The organism is Azospirillum sp. VT-I1, assembly GCF_055698305.1.
The window spans coordinates 126,176-142,273 of sequence record NZ_CP168804.1; the positions used below are offsets into that span (position 1 = coordinate 126,176).

Here is a 16,098-nt window from a genome sequence, read left to right on the forward strand (position 1 = left end):
GTAAGGGAGCCCCGATGCGCGAGACTCCGATGCCCGGGACCGGCCTGCGGCGCACCGTTGCGCTGGTGGCGCTGGCCGCGGCCACCCTGCTGACCTCGGGCTGCGCCGGCTGGGTGCGCGACAACCTAACCCAGGCGCCCACCCCCTGGCGCCGCATCCAGCCGACGGCGCTGCCGGTGACGCTGCCGGACAGCCGCGACTTCCCCATCGTCGCCGCCCGCATGCGCGACACCGGCGCCGTCTACAAGAGCTACGTCGTGGCGCTGGGCAACCCCACGGTGCTGCCGGGCGAGAACCGCCTGACGGTGGACGTGCAGACCCTGCCCGACAGCCTGTTCGGCGCCCTGGTCCAGCCGCCGCGCGTCTTCCCGGTCCCGCTCTACACCATGGAGACGCTGACCGAGACGACGAGGCGCGAGTTCCCGGACATGCGCATCAAGGTCGCCGACGGCGCCCGCCGCAACCGCTACGGCGACTACGACTACGTCACCGCCCAGGACGGCGAGAACAGCTGCGTCCTGGCCTGGCAGCTGATCAGCGACCGCAAGCGCATTCTGCCGGAGCGGATCGAGGCGGTGCGGCTGGAATACCGGGTCTGCGGTGTCGGCTCCAACATCCGCGCCCTGCTGGCCCCGTTCGAGGCGATGACGCTGACCCTGCCGGAAACGGTGCTGGAAGCCCACGACCTCGGCGGCCTGTAGCAGAGGATCACGCCGCCCGCGCCTGGTCCCGCCGCAGCCGCTCCTCCAGCGCCCGCCAGCGCGGCTCCACGGCCTCCCACGCCCGGTGCTTGACCGGCCCGAAGCCGCGGATCTCCTGCGGCAAGGCGGCCAACTCCACCGCGGTGGACAGCCGGTCTGCCGACAGCCGCTCCGCGATCTCCGCCACCGTCGCCTCATAGCGGGCGATCAGCGCGCGCTCCATCTTCCGCTCCGCCGTGTAGCCGAACGGGTCGAGCGCCGTGCCGCGCAGCCGTTTCATCGCCGCCAGCCCGCGGAACACCGGCAGGATCCAGGCGCCGAGCGCCATCTTGCGTGGCTCCCCGTACCCGTTGGTCTCGCGCGACAGCAGGGAGGGGCGAGGTGGAAGACCGGCTTCCAATCGCCCTCGAACCGCTCGTCCAGGCTTTTGCGGAAAGCCGGATCGCTGTGCAGCCGGGCGACCTCATACTCGTCCTTGAAGGCCATCAGCTTGAAGGCGCTGCGCGCCACCGCCTCGGCCAGAGCGGTGGACCCCGGCGCCACGCGGTCCTCCGCCTGCCGCGCCCGCTCCACCAGCGCGTGGTAGCGCCCGGCATAGGCGCGGTCCTGATACTCCGCCAGGAACGCCGCCCGCCGCTCCACGATGGTGGCAAGGTCGGTTGCCGGCGCCTGTTCCTCCGCTCCCAGACCCGCCAGAACCTCCGGCCGGTGCGCGGCGAGGCGGCCGAAGGCGAAGGCGCGCAGGTTGGCGGCGACGCCGGTGCCATTCAGCTCGATGGCGCGGGTCAGCGCCTCCAGCCCGACCGGCAGCAACCCCTTCTGGAAGGCGACGCCCATCAGGAAGACGTTGGCGAGGATGCTGTCGCCGAACAGCGCGGTGACCACCCGGTTGGCGTCCACCACCTCGACCTGCTCGGCCCCCGCCGCCCGGCGCAGGCTCCGCAGCAGCGCCCCCGCATCCGGCAGCTTGGCGCCGTCGCGGGTGAAGGCCCCGGTCGGCGCCACATGGGCGTTGGCCACCACCCGCGTCCGCCCCAGCCGCACCGTCTTCAGCGCATCGGGCGAGGCCGCGACCACCGTGTCGCAGGCCAGCACCAGCTGCGCCCGCTTCGGGTCGATCCGCGCCTGATGGAGCAGCCCCGCATCCCCCGCCACCCGCAGATAGCTGTAGACGGCACCGCCCTTCTGCGCGAAGCCCATGAAGTCCAGCACCGAGGACGCCTTGCCCTCCAGATGCGCCGCCATCGCCAGCACCGCGCCGATGGTGATGACACCGGTGCCGCCGACCCCGACGATCAGGATCTCCGCCAAATCCCCTGCCACGCCATAGCGCGGCAGCGGCAGCGCCGCCAGATCGTCGGCGAAGCGCGCGGCGACCCTGTCCGGCTCCGGCTTGCGCAAATTGCCGCCCACCACCGAGACGAAGCTGGGGCAGAAGCCGTCGGCGCAGGAGTAATCCTTGTTGCAGCTGGACTGGTCGATCTGCCGCTTCACTCCGAATTCGGTCTGTTTCGGCTGCACCGACAGGCAGTTCGACTTCTTGCCGCAATCGCCGCAGCCTTCGCAGACCAGATCGTTGATGACCATCCGCCGCGCCGGGTCGGCCATGGTGCCGCGCTTGCGCCGCCGCCGCTTCTCCGCCGCGCAGGTCTGCTCATAGACGATTGCCGTGACGCCGGGAATCTCGCGCATCTCGCGCTGCACGGCGTCCAACTCCTCGCGGTGATGCACCGTGGTGAAGGGGGCGAGACCGCTGCGGCTGTCGTATTTCTCCGGCGCGTCGCTGACCACGGCGATGCGGGTGATGCCCTCCGCCGCCAGCTGGCGGGTGATGGCGTCGACGGAGATCGGGCCGTCCACCGGCTGGCCGCCGGTCATGGCGACGGCGTCGTTGAACAGGATCTTGTAGGTGATGTTGATCTTGGCGGCCACCGCCTGCCGGATCGCCAGCAGGCCGGAATGGAAATAGGTGCCCTCGCCCAGATTCTGGAAGATGTGCGGCCGCTTGCTGAACGGTGCCTGCCCGATCCAGCTGACGCCCTCGCCGCCCATCTGGCTCAGCCCCACCGTGTCGCGGTCCATCCACGACGCCATGAAGTGGCAGCCGATGCCGGCCATCGCCTTGCTGCCGTCGGGCACCTTGGTCGAGCTGTTGTGCGGACAGCCGGAGCAGAAATAGGGCGTCCGAGGCAGGGCAGGGGCGGCCGGCGCCTCCCCCGGCAGCAGCTCCGCCAGCCGCGCCGAAAAGTCCCGCTCCGGAAAGCGGTGGCGGATGCGCTCCACCAGCGCCTTGGCGACGATCCACGGCCGCAGCTCCCCGGTGGCGGGCAGCAGCGGGGCGCCGAACTCGTCGGTCTTGCCGACCACGGCGCGCGGCCGCTCCCCGGCCGGCAGGTGGAACAGCAGATCCTTCAGCTGCCCCTCGACGACCGGCGCCTTTTCCTCCACCACCAGCACCTCGTCGGCCCCGCGGGCGGCGGCGAGCGCGAAGTCCGGCTCCAGCGGCCAGGACAGCCCGATCTTGTGGACCGACAGCCCGATCCGCTCCGCCTCCGCCGGCCCGATGCCGAGCAGCCGCAGCGCCTCCATCAGGTCGAGATGCGCCTTGCCGGTGGTGACGATGCGCAGCCAGCCGCCCCTTCCCAGCACCGTCCGGTCGATGCGGTTGACGCGGGCGAAGGCCTTCACCGCCGCGACCTTGGCGGCCAACCTTTCCTCGATGGCGAGGCTGGGCAGGTCGGGCCAGCGGTAATGCAGCCCCCCGGCGGCGGATCGAACTCCACCGTCAGGAAGCCGCCCTCCAGCGCCGGAATCCGCACGGTGCCCGAGCTTTCCACCGATTCCGAGATCGCCTTGAACCCGACCCAGGCGCCGGAGAAGCGCGACAGGGCATAGCCGTACAGCCCGAAGTCCAGATAGTCGCGGATGCCCGCCGGGTTCAGCACCGGCATCGACCATGCGATCATGGCGAGGTCGCTCTGGTGCGGCATGCTGGACGACACGCAGCCATGGTCGTCGCCGGCCACCGCCAGCACCCCGCCGCGCGGCGAGCTGCCATAGGCGTTGGCATGTTTCAGCACGTCGCCGGAGCGGTCCACCCCCGGCCCCTTGCCGTACCACATGCCGAACACGCCATCGACGGTGCCCTCGCCCGAGGATTCGACCTGCTGGGTCCCCATGACGGCGGTGGCGCCCAGATCCTCGTTCACGCCGGGGACGAAGCGGATGGCATGGGCGTCCAGATGCGTGCGCGCCTGCCACAGCGCCTGATCCAGCCCGCCCAGCGGCGACCCGCGATAGCCGCTGACGAAGCCCGCCGTGTTCAGCCCGGCCCCCCGGTCGCTCTCCGCCTGGAGCAGCAGCAGCCGGACCAGCGCCTGCGTCCCCGACAGATAGACCTGCCCCCCGGCGCGGCTGTAGCGGTCGTCCAGGCGATAGCTGCGGTCGATCCGGCCAGGGGTTTGGCCGGGATCGCGCTCCGCCCGCAGGCCCGTCGGCATGCCGTCCATGTCTCGTTCCCTCGATTATCCTTCGTTGGAACGAGTGTGCGCCCTTTGCAGGCAAATGATTTTGCGGGTTGGGCGCGGAACGGGGGTGTTCGGAAAATCCTGTTGCGGATTGTCGGGGTGTGGAGCGAAATTTTTGCGGTGGTGGGGTGGGGTGGGGTTGGCTGGTCGGCAAGAAGGCGCTTTTATTGGTACCAACCGGCACTCTTATCATTTTATCATTCAATCGAAAGCATTTTGTCTGAAGAAAATCACTCTTGATGACCATGCGATGCTAGGACCAGATCTCAGCAATCAGTTTTTAGAATTCGAGATAGACTTGCATTTTCAGACCCTACGCATCCACCCACATTCTCGACCAGATGTTAACTGCTCCTTGCCATTGACCGCGCTCTCACATCTTGGGATACTCCAATAGTTAGCGATAGCGCTGCATCGGGGTTCCTAAAGGAAGTCCAATAACTTAGATAAGATAAGTTAAAGACATGACAGAAAAGAGAAATAAGTCCCACTTTGGAATCGATGGCGCTGCAACAAAGAAATTCGATTGGGAGTTGTCCCAGAAGCGCATTATAAATGATATGAAATCAGACTTCATATTTGCGCCGCACCTTCGTCGGGTGTTTGACGGAGCATTCGACATACTAAAGAAAGAGGTTGCTGGTGAGTTGAAGAATGGGCTCTATTCTCCTTCCCTTCCTCTAACTATCGACGTGCCAAAAAGCATGCGTATGCGAACGGTGCAGGTTAAGAGGCACGGGGGCCCAAGCTTCTCTCGTCCTGGAAGCATCCTTTTGCCTAAAGACCGGCTCTTGTATCAGCTTCTTGCCGATGCTGCAGCGCCTATTATTGATAAAAATACGGATAAGGATCGATCATATAGTCATTGGATTGCAAAGAAGGACACTGATGGGAAGTTTTTTCTTCCTAGCAGAGTGTGCTGGGGAAAAATGCAGGAGAAGCTGAGATTGTTATCTGAGAAAAAAGAGTTTAAGTATGTAGTTAAATTAGATGTTGCGAATTGTTTTTCGTCCATTAATTAGCATACCCTGATTAACTTCCTGAAAGAAGTTGGTTACCCGGAATCTCTTTGTAATCCGCTTGAAAATCTTCTTGTCCGCTTTACCGGAAGCAGGAACTCGAGAGGAATAATACAGGGTGTTTTCCCATCTGATTTGTTGGGAAATTTTTATCTAACTCCTATCGATCAGGTTTTAGGTGATCTGGGCTTGGCTTCCGTACGGTACGTTGATGATATCTATGTATTTGTAAGAACATTTGATCAAGCAGAACGAGTTATGCGAGATATCAGTAAGGCATTGCGTGGATATGATCTTTATTTGAATGAATACAAGTCTGCTTTAGTATCAAAGAACTCTCTTGCAACTGAAGAGCCTGACCTTGAGCTTCTGTTTGATGAAGCAATCAGAGAGGTTGAAGAGCAGTTTAGCGACGAAGACTTCGCAAGTGATTATGGATTTCAGGCTGATTTTGAGTCAGAGCCAGAAAACGCCGATGATGGACTGGATTTCAATTTGATTGCAACACAAAGACTTTTTCGGAGTGCCAGTCAATATGAAGGCAGTGAGGAAAAAATTGAAAGATTCTGTCTGCCATTATTTGCAAAGGCAGAGTCTGACTTTGCAGTTGATCACGTGATAGAAAACTTAGCATATAAGCCGTCCATGGCGCAATTTTATAGTATATACATAGCAAAATTCCTCAAAGATGAATTTGTAAGAGATTACATTAAAGATGTGTTGATCGGTGATAGTCTATTCTATGATTGGCAAAAAATGTGGTTTCTTTCTGCGCTCCTTGTTGGAGGAAAAGAAAACGACCAAATTACTAAGTGGTGTCTGGATATCGTGAGGGATCGTCAATGCCACGATGCGCTGAGAGCTATTGCTGCAATATTTGTATGCCGATTCGGCAGTTTTACTAGAAGAAAGGCGCTTAGTGAAGAATACCAAAACATTGGATCTCCTTATGTTCAAACGGCTCTATTGTATGGAACTCGCTACATTCCGTTAATTGAGCGTAAAAATGCCATTTCTAGCTGGTCTGGTCATGGATCAATTCACAAGATGATTGCTGATACTCTCGAATAAGCCATATAGAAATCTGTGGTAATCTAAATATAAGTGGCGAGAAACTGTAGGCAGTGATCTCACATGAGCACTTGTGCTGTGGATTTTCCTTTTTTGCTTACATTTTGGCTCAAGGAAGCAGACAAAGTAAGTTTGCTTAGAGTTCGGCGCATATAAAACGCATTTGGTATGCTATTGTTTGTCATTATAAAATAACTTTATTCATCTCTTACTATACAGGATCTCCCAAAGCCACCGGTTGCGCAAAAGAACCCCCCATCCAGAAAAAATTCCTATATTCTCCCCCGCTGGTCCCATCCACCAGCGGAGCCCCGCCATGCCGCTCGACAGCCGCACCCTCGCCGACGACCATTTCCCCTGCTGGGCGGAGGAGCCGCCGGTCCCCGTCGACGGCTCGCTGGTTCCCGGCTCGCAGTTCCACGAGGAACAATGGATCATGGCCGCCGGCATGCTGGCGCGCGGCTGTTCCTTCCTCTACGTCGCCCGCGCCATGGGATGCAGCCGCACCACCCTGTGGCGGGCCTATTACGGATCGCGGGATTTCCGCCATCGCGTCTGGTGGGAACGGCAGGCGTTGAACCGGGAGGCGGACCTGCGCCTGTCCTCGATCCGGACCCTGGTGGCGGAACAGATCGAGCGGCTGGTGTCGATGGGCGATCCGAAGACGGTGCGCTGGTTGGCCGAACGGCTCGGCCTGTTCGCCGGGCTCGACGCCCCGGCCAGACCGGTGGCGCGTGCCTACCAGCCCGACCGGCCCGCCCCGTCCCCGGAACCGGCGGCAACGCCGGCCCCGCAATCGCTGCCACAGCCGCCCTCTCAGCCGCCCCCGCAGCCCTCATCGCCGCCGCAGCCCGAGCCGGCCGCTCCGCCCCCGACGCCCGCCGGCCCCGGCGGCGACCGTCCCCGTCCGCGGCCGGTGGAGCCGGTCGCCGCTGCGCTCCCCGATCCCGCACCGGCGCCGGTGGACGGATGGAACAGCGCGCGAAATCCGTTCCACACTGTTCCATCCGCCGCCGCCCCGCCGGCGAAGGCGGGCGGCCGGCGCCGCGTCAGCCGCCTCGGATCAGCTCCGAATACCAGCGCGCCGACTCCTTCGGGGTCCGCGCTTGCGTCGTGAAATCGACATGGACGATGCCGAACCGCGTGCCGTAGCCGCCGCCCCATTCGAAATTGTCCAGCAGCGACCAGACGAAATAACCCCGCACGTCGGCCCCCCGTGCCTTCGCCGCCGCCATCGCGGCGATGTAGGCCTGCAGGTAGGCCAGCCGCTCGGCATCCACCACGCGCCCCTCGGCATCGGGCGCCTCCGCCGCCTTGGTGCCATAGCCGTTCTCCGTCACATAGATCGGCAGGCGGTAGCGGCGGGTCAGGTCGATCAGCGTGTCGCGGAAACAGCCGGGGTCATAGGGCCAGTCGATGGCCGTCCGCTTCATCCCCGCCGGCGGCGAGCCGAATCCGAAGCCCCAGATCAGGCTGTCGTCCCTGCGGCCATAGACCGGGGCGTAATGGTTCAGCCCGAACCAGTCCAGCGGCCGGGCGATGCGCGCCATGTCGCCGGGCTGCACATAGGGCTCGATGGCCTCGGCGATGCGGCGCGGGTAGTGGGCGCGCAGTTGGGCGTCGGGGAAGGCGCGGTTCCAATGCTCGTCGAACAGGGCGGCGGCCTCGACATCCTCCGGCCGGTCGGTCTCGGGCCGCATCGGCTGGACGCTGTGCACCGCACCGATGGAGGCGCCCGGCACCAGGGCGCGCAGCACGTCCACCCCGGCGCCATGGGCGAGGTTGACGTGGTGGATCGTCTTCAGGTGGCTGGCGCGGTCGGCGATGCTCGGCGCCCCCCAGCCGAAAGCCCAGCCGAACAGGGTGAAGACGGAGAACTCGTTGAAGGTGGCCCAGCGCTTCACCCGGTCACCATAGCGCCGGGCGCACAGCGCCGCGTAATCGGCGAACCAGCCGGCGCCGTCGCGGCTGGTCCAGCCGCCCATGTCCTGCAACGCCTGCGGCAGGTCCCAGTGATACAGGCACAGCCAGGGCTCGATGTTCTTTTCCAGCAGCCGGTCGATCAGCCGGTCGTAGAAATCCAGCCCCTTCCCGTTCGGCGCGCCGCGCCCGCGCGGCAGCACCCGCGGCCAGGAGACGGAGAAGCGGTAGGCCTGCAGCCCCAGCCCGGCCATCAGCTCCACATCCTCCGGCATCCGGTGGTAATGGTCGCAGGCGACGTCGCCGCTCTCGCCGTTGTCGACCCGGCCCTTCAGCTTGCAGAAGCTGTCCCAGATGCTGGGCGCCCGCCCGTCGGCCTCGGCCCCGCCCTCGATCTGGTAGGCGGAGGTGGAGGCTCCCCACAGGAAGTCTTTGGGAAAAACCGGACGTTCGGCCATGGCGGATCACCCGAAAGATGGATGATCGGATCCTACCCCTTTCCCGTCCGGGTGGAAGGGGCCAATCGTCGCTGCACCGGCCGTCGGGCGGCACCACCTTCCGGCGGATGGTCCGTCACCATATCGCGGTCGACAGGATGGCGCGCCGCTCCTATGGTCTCGCCGACCGGACGAGCGATTCAGAAAGGAACGGGCGCATCATGGCGAAAAAGGACGGGGTCAACGGCAAGGGCGGTCAGTTCAGCGGGACCCCGGCCGACCGGCTGGTCCGGCTGTGGCGCAACAACGACGAGCGCTTCGGCGCCCTGCTGGACGAGGTGCTGGACGGCAACCGCCAGGGCGTGATCGAAGCGGCCCTGGGCAAGCTGCGCGAAGAGGAAGGCTACGACTTCATGGACGAGGTCGAGGCGTTCTCCGAGACCGCGCAGGGCACCGACGAGCATGGCGACCCGACGCTTTCCACCCTGTTCTGGCTGGCGCTGGAGGTGGACGGCCGGCTCGACGCGCCGCCGCCGGTGGGCGTGATCGAGGAGGCGCTCGATTCGGCCGGGCTGCTGGAAAAGGCCGCCGACATGCGGCTGCTGCCGCTGTGGCTGGATCCGGAGCCGCTGTCCTACCTGGAGGCCGCCGACCGCCGCACCCTGCTGCGCCGCCTGATCTCCTCGCCGGAGGAGGCGGAGAGCTTCGCCCGCGAACAGGACCTGCTGGCCCCCGCCGACGACACCGGCACCCGGCTGGTCTCCGTCGTCGGTCTGGTGATCGAGGAGGATGTGGAGCCGGAAGGGGAGGGGATGCCCGACCCGCTGAAGCTCGGCTTCGCCGACGACGCGCAGGAACCGGAGATCGACCCCATCGAGCAGGAGCGCATCCGCCAGTCGATGGTTGCCTTCGCCGAGGCGGTGGGCGCCGCCGACCCGCGGGTGAAGCGCTGCGAGCCGGTCGGCGGGCTGAACGACCTGCTGGACTTCACCGCCGAGGGCGTCTGGCCGGACGACGTCGACACCAACTTCGACGAGGTCAACGACTTCCTCGACATCGCCGGCAACGAGACCGGCGACGGCGTCCTCGACCTGTCGGTAGGCCAGACGCCGGAGGGGCTGCTGGTGCGCGCCTACAACTCCGACGGCGTGCTGCTCGACGAACGGACCTTCGACCTCTCCGGCACCCGCGCCGACGAGGCGCTGGCGATGATGAAGCGGCGCTGCCGCCGCCTCACCGAGGAGTAAGGCAGGGCAGGGCAGGGTCAGGTCAGCGCCGGACGGGCCTGACCGCCAGCACGCAGGCGACGGCGGCGAGGATCAGCATCAGCGCCGCCACCAGCCGCAGCGTTACCGGCTCGCCCAGCAGCAGCACGGCGCCGCCGACCCCGACCACCGGGATCAGCAGGGTGCTGACCGCCGCCTCTCCCACCGTCAGGCGGCGGACGGTGACGTACCACAGCGCCTGCGCCGCGCAGATCGAGCAGACGATGTGCCAGGCGAAGCCGACCCACACCTCGGGGTGGATATCGGCCAGGGCCGGCCTCGACTCGGTCATCGCCAGCAGGATCATCGGCGGGGCGCACAGCACATACTGCCAGCCGGTGATGACCATCGGGTTGCTGCGCCAGACCCGCCGCTTCATCACGATGGTGCCCATCGCCCAGGCCAGCGCCGACACCAGCATCACCGCCGGGCCGGCCAACTGCGACGGCGGCGCCGACAGCGCCTCCGGCCCGAGCAGGACCATCAGCCCGGCCAGCCCGCAGGCCAGCCCGACGATCTGGCGCAGGCCCGGCCGCTCGCCCAGCAGCGGGATCGCCAGCAGCGTCGCCCACACCGGCATGGTGAAGGCGATGATCGCCGCCTGGGAGGTCGCCATCAGGCTCTGGCCCAGCGCCGTGCACAGGTTGAAGACCAGCACGTTGCACAGCCCCGCCGCCGCCAGCGCCGGCCATTCCGCCCGCTCCACCCGCAGCCGGTGCCCGGCCAGCCGCGCCGCCCCCAGCAGCAGCACGGCCCCGGCGGTGAAGCCGATGGCGCGCAGGCTGAAGATCGGCATCTGCGTCAGGATCGTCTTCACCGCCGGCCAGTTCAGGCCCCAGAACAGGCTGATGGTGGCGATCAGCAGATACTTGACCGGATCGCGGCCGGCCCCGCTGGCGGCGATGGCGGTCATGCCGCTGTCTTGCCTTCGAAACCGTCCAGGAAGCTGGACAGGTTGGCCGACAGCGCGTCGATGGCGTATCCGCCCTCCTGCACCAGCACGGTCGGCATGTCCGCGGCGGCGAGCAGGGCGCCCATGCGGGCGAAGCCCGGCGTGGTGACGCCGAAGGCGGCCAGCGGGTCGTCGATGAAGGTGTCGAAGCCCAGCGAGACGAACAGCATGTCCGGTCCGAAGCGGCGGATCGCCTCCAGCCCCTTGCCGATGGTCGCCAGCACCGTCGCCTCGTCGCTGCCGATGGGCAGCGGCAGGTTCAGGTTGTAGCCCTCGCCGCGGCCGCTCCCGCGCTCCTGCGCGAAGCCGGCCATGTGCGGATAGAACTCCGCCGGGTCGGCATGGACCGAGACGAAGAACACGTCCTCGCGCTCGTAGAAGATGTCCTGCGTGCCGTTGCCGTGATGGACGTCCACGTCGATGATCGCCACCCGCGCCGCCCGGCCCTGGGCGCGCAGGATCGGCAGCACCGATTCCGCCGCGACCGCGACATGGTTGAGGTAGCAGAAGCCGCCGGCCATATCGCGGGTGGCATGGTGCCCCGGCGGCCGGCACAGCGCGTAGGCCGACCGGTCCGCCCCGGTGGCGACCAGCTTGGCCGCATGGATGGCGGCGTTGGTCGCGGCGCAGGTGGCGGCCCAGGTGCCCTCGCCGATCGGGCAGGCGGTGTCGAACATGTGCCAGCCGGCCTGCCCGACGATGCAGGTGGGATAGCCGGGGGCGGCCTGCATCCGGTGGACGTTGGGCAGCACCACGTCGCCCATGTCGCCCTTCGCCACCCAGCGGGCATGGGCGGTCTCCAGGAAGGCGAGATAGGCCGGGGTGTGGACCGCGGCGCGCGGGGCGGAGCCGTAATCGTCGGGGCGGATCAACTGTTCCCCGCGCTTCTCGACCAGCGAGGCCAGCGCGCCGAGTCGCTCCGGCTTCTCCGGCAGGGCGCGCAGCAGGCCCTTGTTGAAGTAGGTGGCGGGGCGGTGCAGGGCGGCGTCGGGGTGATGGACGAACTTCATGGGGGAACTCCGGGGGGCTTATGCGCTCAGGGCCGTCCGGCCGTGGCGACCAGCGTTTCGAACAGCACGGCGGCACCGCGGGCGCCGTCGGCGGGGGAGATGTTCTCGACCTCGTTGTGGCTGATGCCGTCCTCGCAGGGGATGAAGATCATCGCCGTCGGCACTTTGCCCGCCACATACACCGCGTCATGGCCGGCGCCCGACACGATGTCGCGGTGGCTGAAGCCGAAACCGGCGGCGGCGTCGCGCACGCGGTCGACCAGCGGCTTGGCGAAAGGCGTCGGCGGGAAGTGCCAGAAATCGGCGATCTCCGCGCTCACGCCCTGCTGCTCGGCGATCTCGGCGACGGCGGCGCGGAACCGGCGGTCCATATCGGCCAGCGTGTCCGCATTCGGATGGCGCAGGTCGACGGTGAAGAAGACCCGGCCGGGGATGACATTGCGCGAATGCGGGTGGACGTCGAGGATGCCGACGGTGGCGCACGGGTCGCCCGCCGTCTCCAGCCCGACCCGCTGCACCGCCTGCACCATGGCCGAGGCGGCCACCAGTGCGTCGCGTCGCAGGCGCATCGGCGTCGGGCCGGCATGTGCCTCCACCCCGGTCACCGTCACCTCGTACCAGCGTTGGCCTTGCGCGCCGGTGACGACGCCGATCTCCTTGCCCTCGACCTCCAGCACCGGGCCCTGCTCGATGTGGGCCTCCAGATAGGCGTGCATCGGGTGATCGACCGGGGCGTCGCCGGCATAGCCGGTGCGGACCAACTCGTCGCCCAGCCGGGCTCCGTCCTGCGCCACCTTGTCCAGGATCTCCTCCAGCGTGAAGATTCCGGTGACGACGCCCGATCCCATCATCGGCGGGGAGAAGCGCGAGCCCTCCTCGTTGGTCCACACCGCGACCTCGACCGGGTGCAGGGTCTCCACCCCGCGGTCGTTCAGCGAGCGCACGACCTCCAGCGCCGCCAGCACGCCGAACACGCCGTCGAAGCGTCCGCCGGTCGGCTGGGTGTCGAGATGGCTGCCCATCACCACCGGGGGCAGGCTGTCGTCGCGGCCCTTGCGGCGGGCGAAGATGTTGCCGATGCGGTCGACGCTGACGGTGCAGCCGGCGGCCTCGCACCAGGAGACGAACAGGTCGCGTCCGGCCTTGTCCTCGTCCGACAAGGCAAGGCGGCAGCTGCCGCCCTTCGCGGTGGCGCCGATCTTCGCCATGTCGGCGAGGCTGTCCCACAGGCGGTCGGCGTCGATCGGCAGGTTGGAGGGGAGGGGCATGGTGGCTCCGGGGGTGTTTGTTGGTTGATTGTTTGGATGGGAGAGGTGTCGGCTGACGATGCCCCCACCTAACCTCCCCGCTCTCAGCGGACCTTTGGTCCGCCTGCCGCGTCAGCACAAAGCGAAGCTTTGTGCAAGAGCTGGGCGGGGGAGGGACTGCCGCCGCTTTTCCGAACAAGCGCTTGTCCCCTCCCCGCCCAGCGGGGGAGGGTTAGGGTGGGGGCAAGAGTCCGCTTAAGCCGCCACCTCCCGCCGCTCTCGCGCCCGCAGATCGACCATCGCCGACACTGCGCGCAGCATCGGCACCTCGACGCCGGCGCGCTCGGCCAGTTCGATCACCGATCCCAGGATCGCCTCCAGCTCCAGCCGGCGGCCGGCCTCATAGTCCTGCAGCATCGAGGTCTTGAAGTCGCCGACGCCGGCGGCCATGGCGATGCGTTCATCCACGCTGGTTGCGAAGACCACGCCCAGCTTTTCCGCGACCGCCTTGGCCTCCAGCATCATGGCGCGGCCGGTCTCCCGCGTGCCGGGATCGTTGCACAGCCGGCCGAGCGTCGATCCGGTCAGCACGCTCAGCGGGTTGAAGGCGAGGTTGCCCCACAGCTTCACCCAGATCGCCTGCCGGATGTCGGTGGTCTTCGCCGGCTGGAAGCCTGCCTGCCCGAACAGCGCCACGATGCGGTCCACCGCCGGGTTGTCGCGGCCGCCCTTGATATCGCTCCCGGCGTCGCCGAAGACGAAACGCTGGTCGCTGACATGGCGCAGGCGGCAGGGACCGTCGCCCTCCACCGCGACGAAGGTCGTCGCGCCCACCACCCGGTCGGGATCGATGGAGCGCCAGAGCAGCCCGTCCGGATCGACGCTGGAAAGCGGCCGGTCGGCCAGCGGTTCCGGCTGGCGGTGCGGATACCACCAGGGGATGCCGTTGATCATCGGCACGATGGCGGTCTCCGGCCCCAGCAGCGGGGTCAGCGTGTCGATGGTGCCACGCAGGGCATGGGCCTTGACGCAGAGGAACACCACATCCTGCGGCCCCAGCGACAGGCTGTCGTCGGTGACGCGCGGGCTGAGCCGGGCGACGCGGTTCAGCGGCGTCACCATGGTCAGGCCGTTGCGGCGGATGGCGGTTGCCGCGTTCGGCCGGGCGACCAGCGTCACCTCTGCCTCGGTGGCGCCCAGCCGGGCGGCCAGCAGCCCGCCGACCGCGCCGGCCCCGATGATGGCGACCTTCATTCAGTGCGCTCCCGCCGGGACTTGCTGAAGGTCGTCCGGGATGTGCCAGGACTTGCCGGGAATGGCGTCGAGCAGGCTGCGGGTGTAGGCGTCGCGGGGATTGGTGAACACGTCGCGCGCGGTGCCCAGTTCGACGATCCGGCCGCGGCGCATCACCGCGATGGTGTCGCAGACCTGGGCCGCCACCCGCAGGTCGTGGGTGATGAACAGCATGGCGAGGTTCAGCCGCTTGCGGATGTCGTCCAGCAACTCCAGCACCTGCCCCTGCACCGACACGTCGAGCGCCGATACCGGCTCGTCCGCCACCAGCAGCTTCGGTTCCATGGCGAGCGCGCGGGCGATGCCGATGCGCTGGCGCTGGCCGCCGGAGAATTCGTGCGGGAAGCGGTCGGCGGCCGAGCCGTCGAGTCCGACCATCGCCAGCAGTTCCCGCGCGCGGGCCAGCGCCTTGCCGCGGTCCTCGCCGAAGGCGACCGGCCCCTGGGCCACGATGTCGCCGACGCGGTGGCGCGGGTTCAGCGAGGCGTAGGGATCCTGGAACACCATCTGCACCGCCCGGCGATAGGGCCGGAAGCCCTTGCGGTCGAGCGCCAGCAGGTCGGTGCCCTCGAACAGGATGTGTCCCGAGTCCGGCTTGATGAGGCCGACGATGGAGCGCCCGAGCGTCGATTTGCCCGAACCGGATTCGCCGACCAGCCCCACCGTCTCGCCGGGGTGGATGGTCAGCGACAGGTCGTCGCCGGCCACTACCTCCTTGGACTTCTTGAACAGGCCGCCGCCGACATGGAAGACCTTGCGCACCTTGTCGGCGACCAGCAGCGGGGCGCCCTCCTTGGCATGGTCATCGCGGTGCTCGATGTAGTGCGGGACCGAGGCGATCAGCTGGCGGGTATAGGGATGCTGCGGCCGGTTCAGCACGTCCGACGCCGGGCCGTACTCCACCAGCTTGCCGTGGCGCATCACCGCCACCCGGTGGGCGATCTCCGCCACCACGCCGAAATCATGGGTGATGAACATCATGCCCATGTGGCGCTCGGCCTGAATCGAGCGGATCAGGTCGAGGATCTGCTTCTGGGTGGTGACGTCCAGCGCCGTGGTCGGTTCGTCGGCGATCAGGATGTCGGGCTGGCAGGCGAGCGCCATGGCGATCATCACGCGCTGGCGCTGGCCGCCCGACAGGCGGAACGGATAGGCCTCGGCCAGTTCGGCGGGGTTGGGCAGCCCGACCTGGGCCAGCAGCTCCACCACGCGGGCGCGGCGGGCGGGGGCGGGCAGGTCGGTGTGCTCGCGCAAGGACTCGCCGATCTGGCGGCCGACCCGCATCAGCGGGTTCAGCGCGGTCATCGGCTCCTGGAACACCATGGCTATGCGGCCGCCGCGCAAGCTCCGCTGCTCCGCCTCCGGCATGGTCAGCACGTCCTTGCCCTTGAACAGCAGGCTGCCGCCGGATACCCGGACATGGGGGGCGGGCAGCAGGCCCATCATGGCGTGCGCGGTCATCGACTTGCCGGAGCCGGACTCGCCGACCACGCACAGGATCTCGTCCGGGTTCAGGGTGAAGGTCAGGTTGTCGACCGCCAGCGGGCGGTCGGCGCCCGGCGGCAGCGCGATGCTGAGGCCGCGCACATCGAGAAGAGGCGTGGTCGTCATGGCGGCGGTCTCCGTCGGGATGCGGGTCAGTTCGGACAGGCTCAT

Annotated in this window: 12 protein-coding genes and 1 pseudogene; 5 read left to right on the top strand and 8 right to left on the bottom strand. The window is 66.7% G+C overall.

The features are described 5' to 3' along the window. Positions 1 to 14 precede the first annotated feature (14 nt). Positions 15 to 701: a cellulose biosynthesis protein BcsN gene (bcsN, locus tag AB8P05_RS23020; protein WP_472761033.1), complete on the top strand. Its 687-nt coding sequence runs from the start codon at positions 15 to 17 to the stop codon at positions 699 to 701. Positions 702 to 708: 7 nt separating this feature from the next. Here bcsN and AB8P05_RS23025 read toward each other — a convergent pair. Together AB8P05_RS23025 and AB8P05_RS23030 are read right to left on the bottom strand one after the other, a co-directional pair. Further along, positions 709 to 3,458, bottom strand: a pseudogene (locus tag AB8P05_RS23025) (indolepyruvate ferredoxin oxidoreductase family protein). Beyond that, positions 3,386 to 4,210, bottom strand: coding sequence for a hypothetical protein (locus tag AB8P05_RS23030; RefSeq protein ID WP_472761034.1), 825 nt, complete (start codon positions 4,208 to 4,210; stop codon positions 3,386 to 3,388). Before AB8P05_RS23030 ends, AB8P05_RS23025 begins: the two are co-directional and overlap by 73 nt. Before the next feature lie 482 nt (positions 4,211 to 4,692). Here AB8P05_RS23030 and AB8P05_RS23035 point away from each other — a divergent pair, with 482 nt between their 5' ends. From AB8P05_RS23035 to AB8P05_RS23045, 3 genes are all read left to right on the top strand, one after another. After that, on the top strand, positions 4,693 to 5,250 hold the full coding sequence (locus AB8P05_RS23035; protein WP_472761035.1) for a hypothetical protein: 558 nt from the start codon (positions 4,693 to 4,695) through the stop codon (positions 5,248 to 5,250). Between the two features lie 135 nt (positions 5,251 to 5,385). Next, a complete protein-coding gene (locus AB8P05_RS23040; protein ID WP_472761036.1) occupies positions 5,386 to 6,318 on the top strand; it encodes a hypothetical protein in 933 nt (310 codons plus the stop codon). Between the two features lie 316 nt (positions 6,319 to 6,634). Next, positions 6,635 to 7,435, top strand: coding sequence for a hypothetical protein (locus AB8P05_RS23045; RefSeq protein ID WP_472761037.1), 801 nt, complete (start codon positions 6,635 to 6,637; stop codon positions 7,433 to 7,435). On the opposite strand, the gene AB8P05_RS23050 is transcribed toward AB8P05_RS23045, so the two are convergent. Next, entirely contained in the window at positions 7,368 to 8,696 is a 1,329-nt protein-coding gene (locus AB8P05_RS23050; RefSeq protein ID WP_472761038.1) for a GH1 family beta-glucosidase, read from the bottom strand. The two genes, AB8P05_RS23045 and AB8P05_RS23050, sit on opposite strands and share 68 nt — an antisense overlap. Positions 8,697 to 8,896: 200 nt before the next feature. Between AB8P05_RS23050 and AB8P05_RS23055 the strand changes: the two genes are divergently transcribed. Then, positions 8,897 to 9,922, top strand: coding sequence for a hypothetical protein (locus AB8P05_RS23055; protein WP_472761039.1), 1,026 nt, complete (start codon positions 8,897 to 8,899; stop codon positions 9,920 to 9,922). Between the two features lie 22 nt (positions 9,923 to 9,944). On the opposite strand, the gene AB8P05_RS23060 is transcribed toward AB8P05_RS23055, so the two are convergent. The 5 genes from AB8P05_RS23060 to AB8P05_RS23080 all read right to left on the bottom strand — a co-directional run bounded on the left by AB8P05_RS23060 (position 9,945) and on the right by AB8P05_RS23080 (position 16,098). Then, on the bottom strand, positions 9,945 to 10,853 hold the full coding sequence (locus AB8P05_RS23060; RefSeq protein WP_472761040.1) for a DMT family transporter: 909 nt from the start codon (positions 10,851 to 10,853) through the stop codon (positions 9,945 to 9,947). Then, a complete protein-coding gene (locus AB8P05_RS23065; RefSeq protein ID WP_472761041.1) occupies positions 10,850 to 11,902 on the bottom strand; it encodes a histone deacetylase family protein in 1,053 nt (350 codons plus the stop codon). The genes AB8P05_RS23060 and AB8P05_RS23065 overlap by 4 nt, the downstream gene beginning before the upstream one ends. A gap of 26 nt (positions 11,903 to 11,928) precedes the next feature. Beyond that, positions 11,929 to 13,170 carry a Zn-dependent hydrolase gene (locus AB8P05_RS23070; protein ID WP_472761042.1) on the bottom strand — a complete coding sequence of 414 codons (1,242 nt, stop codon included), beginning with the start codon at positions 13,168 to 13,170 and terminating at the stop codon, positions 11,929 to 11,931. Between the two features lie 234 nt (positions 13,171 to 13,404). Continuing rightward, entirely contained in the window at positions 13,405 to 14,403 is a 999-nt protein-coding gene (locus AB8P05_RS23075; protein ID WP_472761043.1) for a ketopantoate reductase family protein, read from the bottom strand. Continuing rightward, positions 14,404 to 16,098: an ABC transporter ATP-binding protein gene (locus AB8P05_RS23080; RefSeq protein WP_472761044.1), complete on the bottom strand. Its 1,695-nt coding sequence runs from the start codon at positions 16,096 to 16,098 to the stop codon at positions 14,404 to 14,406.

Coding starts and splice junctions, on each gene's coding strand:
- bcsN (WP_472761033.1), top strand. CDS start 15: ATGCGCGAGACTCCGATGCCCGGGACCGGCCTGCGGCGCACCGTTGCG.
- AB8P05_RS23030 (WP_472761034.1), bottom strand. CDS start 4,210: ATGGACGGCATGCCGACGGGCCTGCGGGCGGAGCGCGATCCCGGCCAA.
- AB8P05_RS23035 (WP_472761035.1), top strand. CDS start 4,693: ATGACAGAAAAGAGAAATAAGTCCCACTTTGGAATCGATGGCGCTGCA.
- AB8P05_RS23045 (WP_472761037.1), top strand. CDS start 6,635: ATGCCGCTCGACAGCCGCACCCTCGCCGACGACCATTTCCCCTGCTGG.
- AB8P05_RS23050 (WP_472761038.1), bottom strand. CDS start 8,696: ATGGCCGAACGTCCGGTTTTTCCCAAAGACTTCCTGTGGGGAGCCTCC.
- AB8P05_RS23055 (WP_472761039.1), top strand. CDS start 8,897: ATGGCGAAAAAGGACGGGGTCAACGGCAAGGGCGGTCAGTTCAGCGGG.
- AB8P05_RS23060 (WP_472761040.1), bottom strand. CDS start 10,853: ATGACCGCCATCGCCGCCAGCGGGGCCGGCCGCGATCCGGTCAAGTAT.
- AB8P05_RS23065 (WP_472761041.1), bottom strand. CDS start 11,902: ATGAAGTTCGTCCATCACCCCGACGCCGCCCTGCACCGCCCCGCCACC.
- AB8P05_RS23070 (WP_472761042.1), bottom strand. CDS start 13,170: ATGCCCCTCCCCTCCAACCTGCCGATCGACGCCGACCGCCTGTGGGAC.
- AB8P05_RS23075 (WP_472761043.1), bottom strand. CDS start 14,403: ATGAAGGTCGCCATCATCGGGGCCGGCGCGGTCGGCGGGCTGCTGGCC.
- AB8P05_RS23080 (WP_472761044.1), bottom strand. CDS start 16,098: ATGAGCCTGTCCGAACTGACCCGCATCCCGACGGAGACCGCCGCCATG.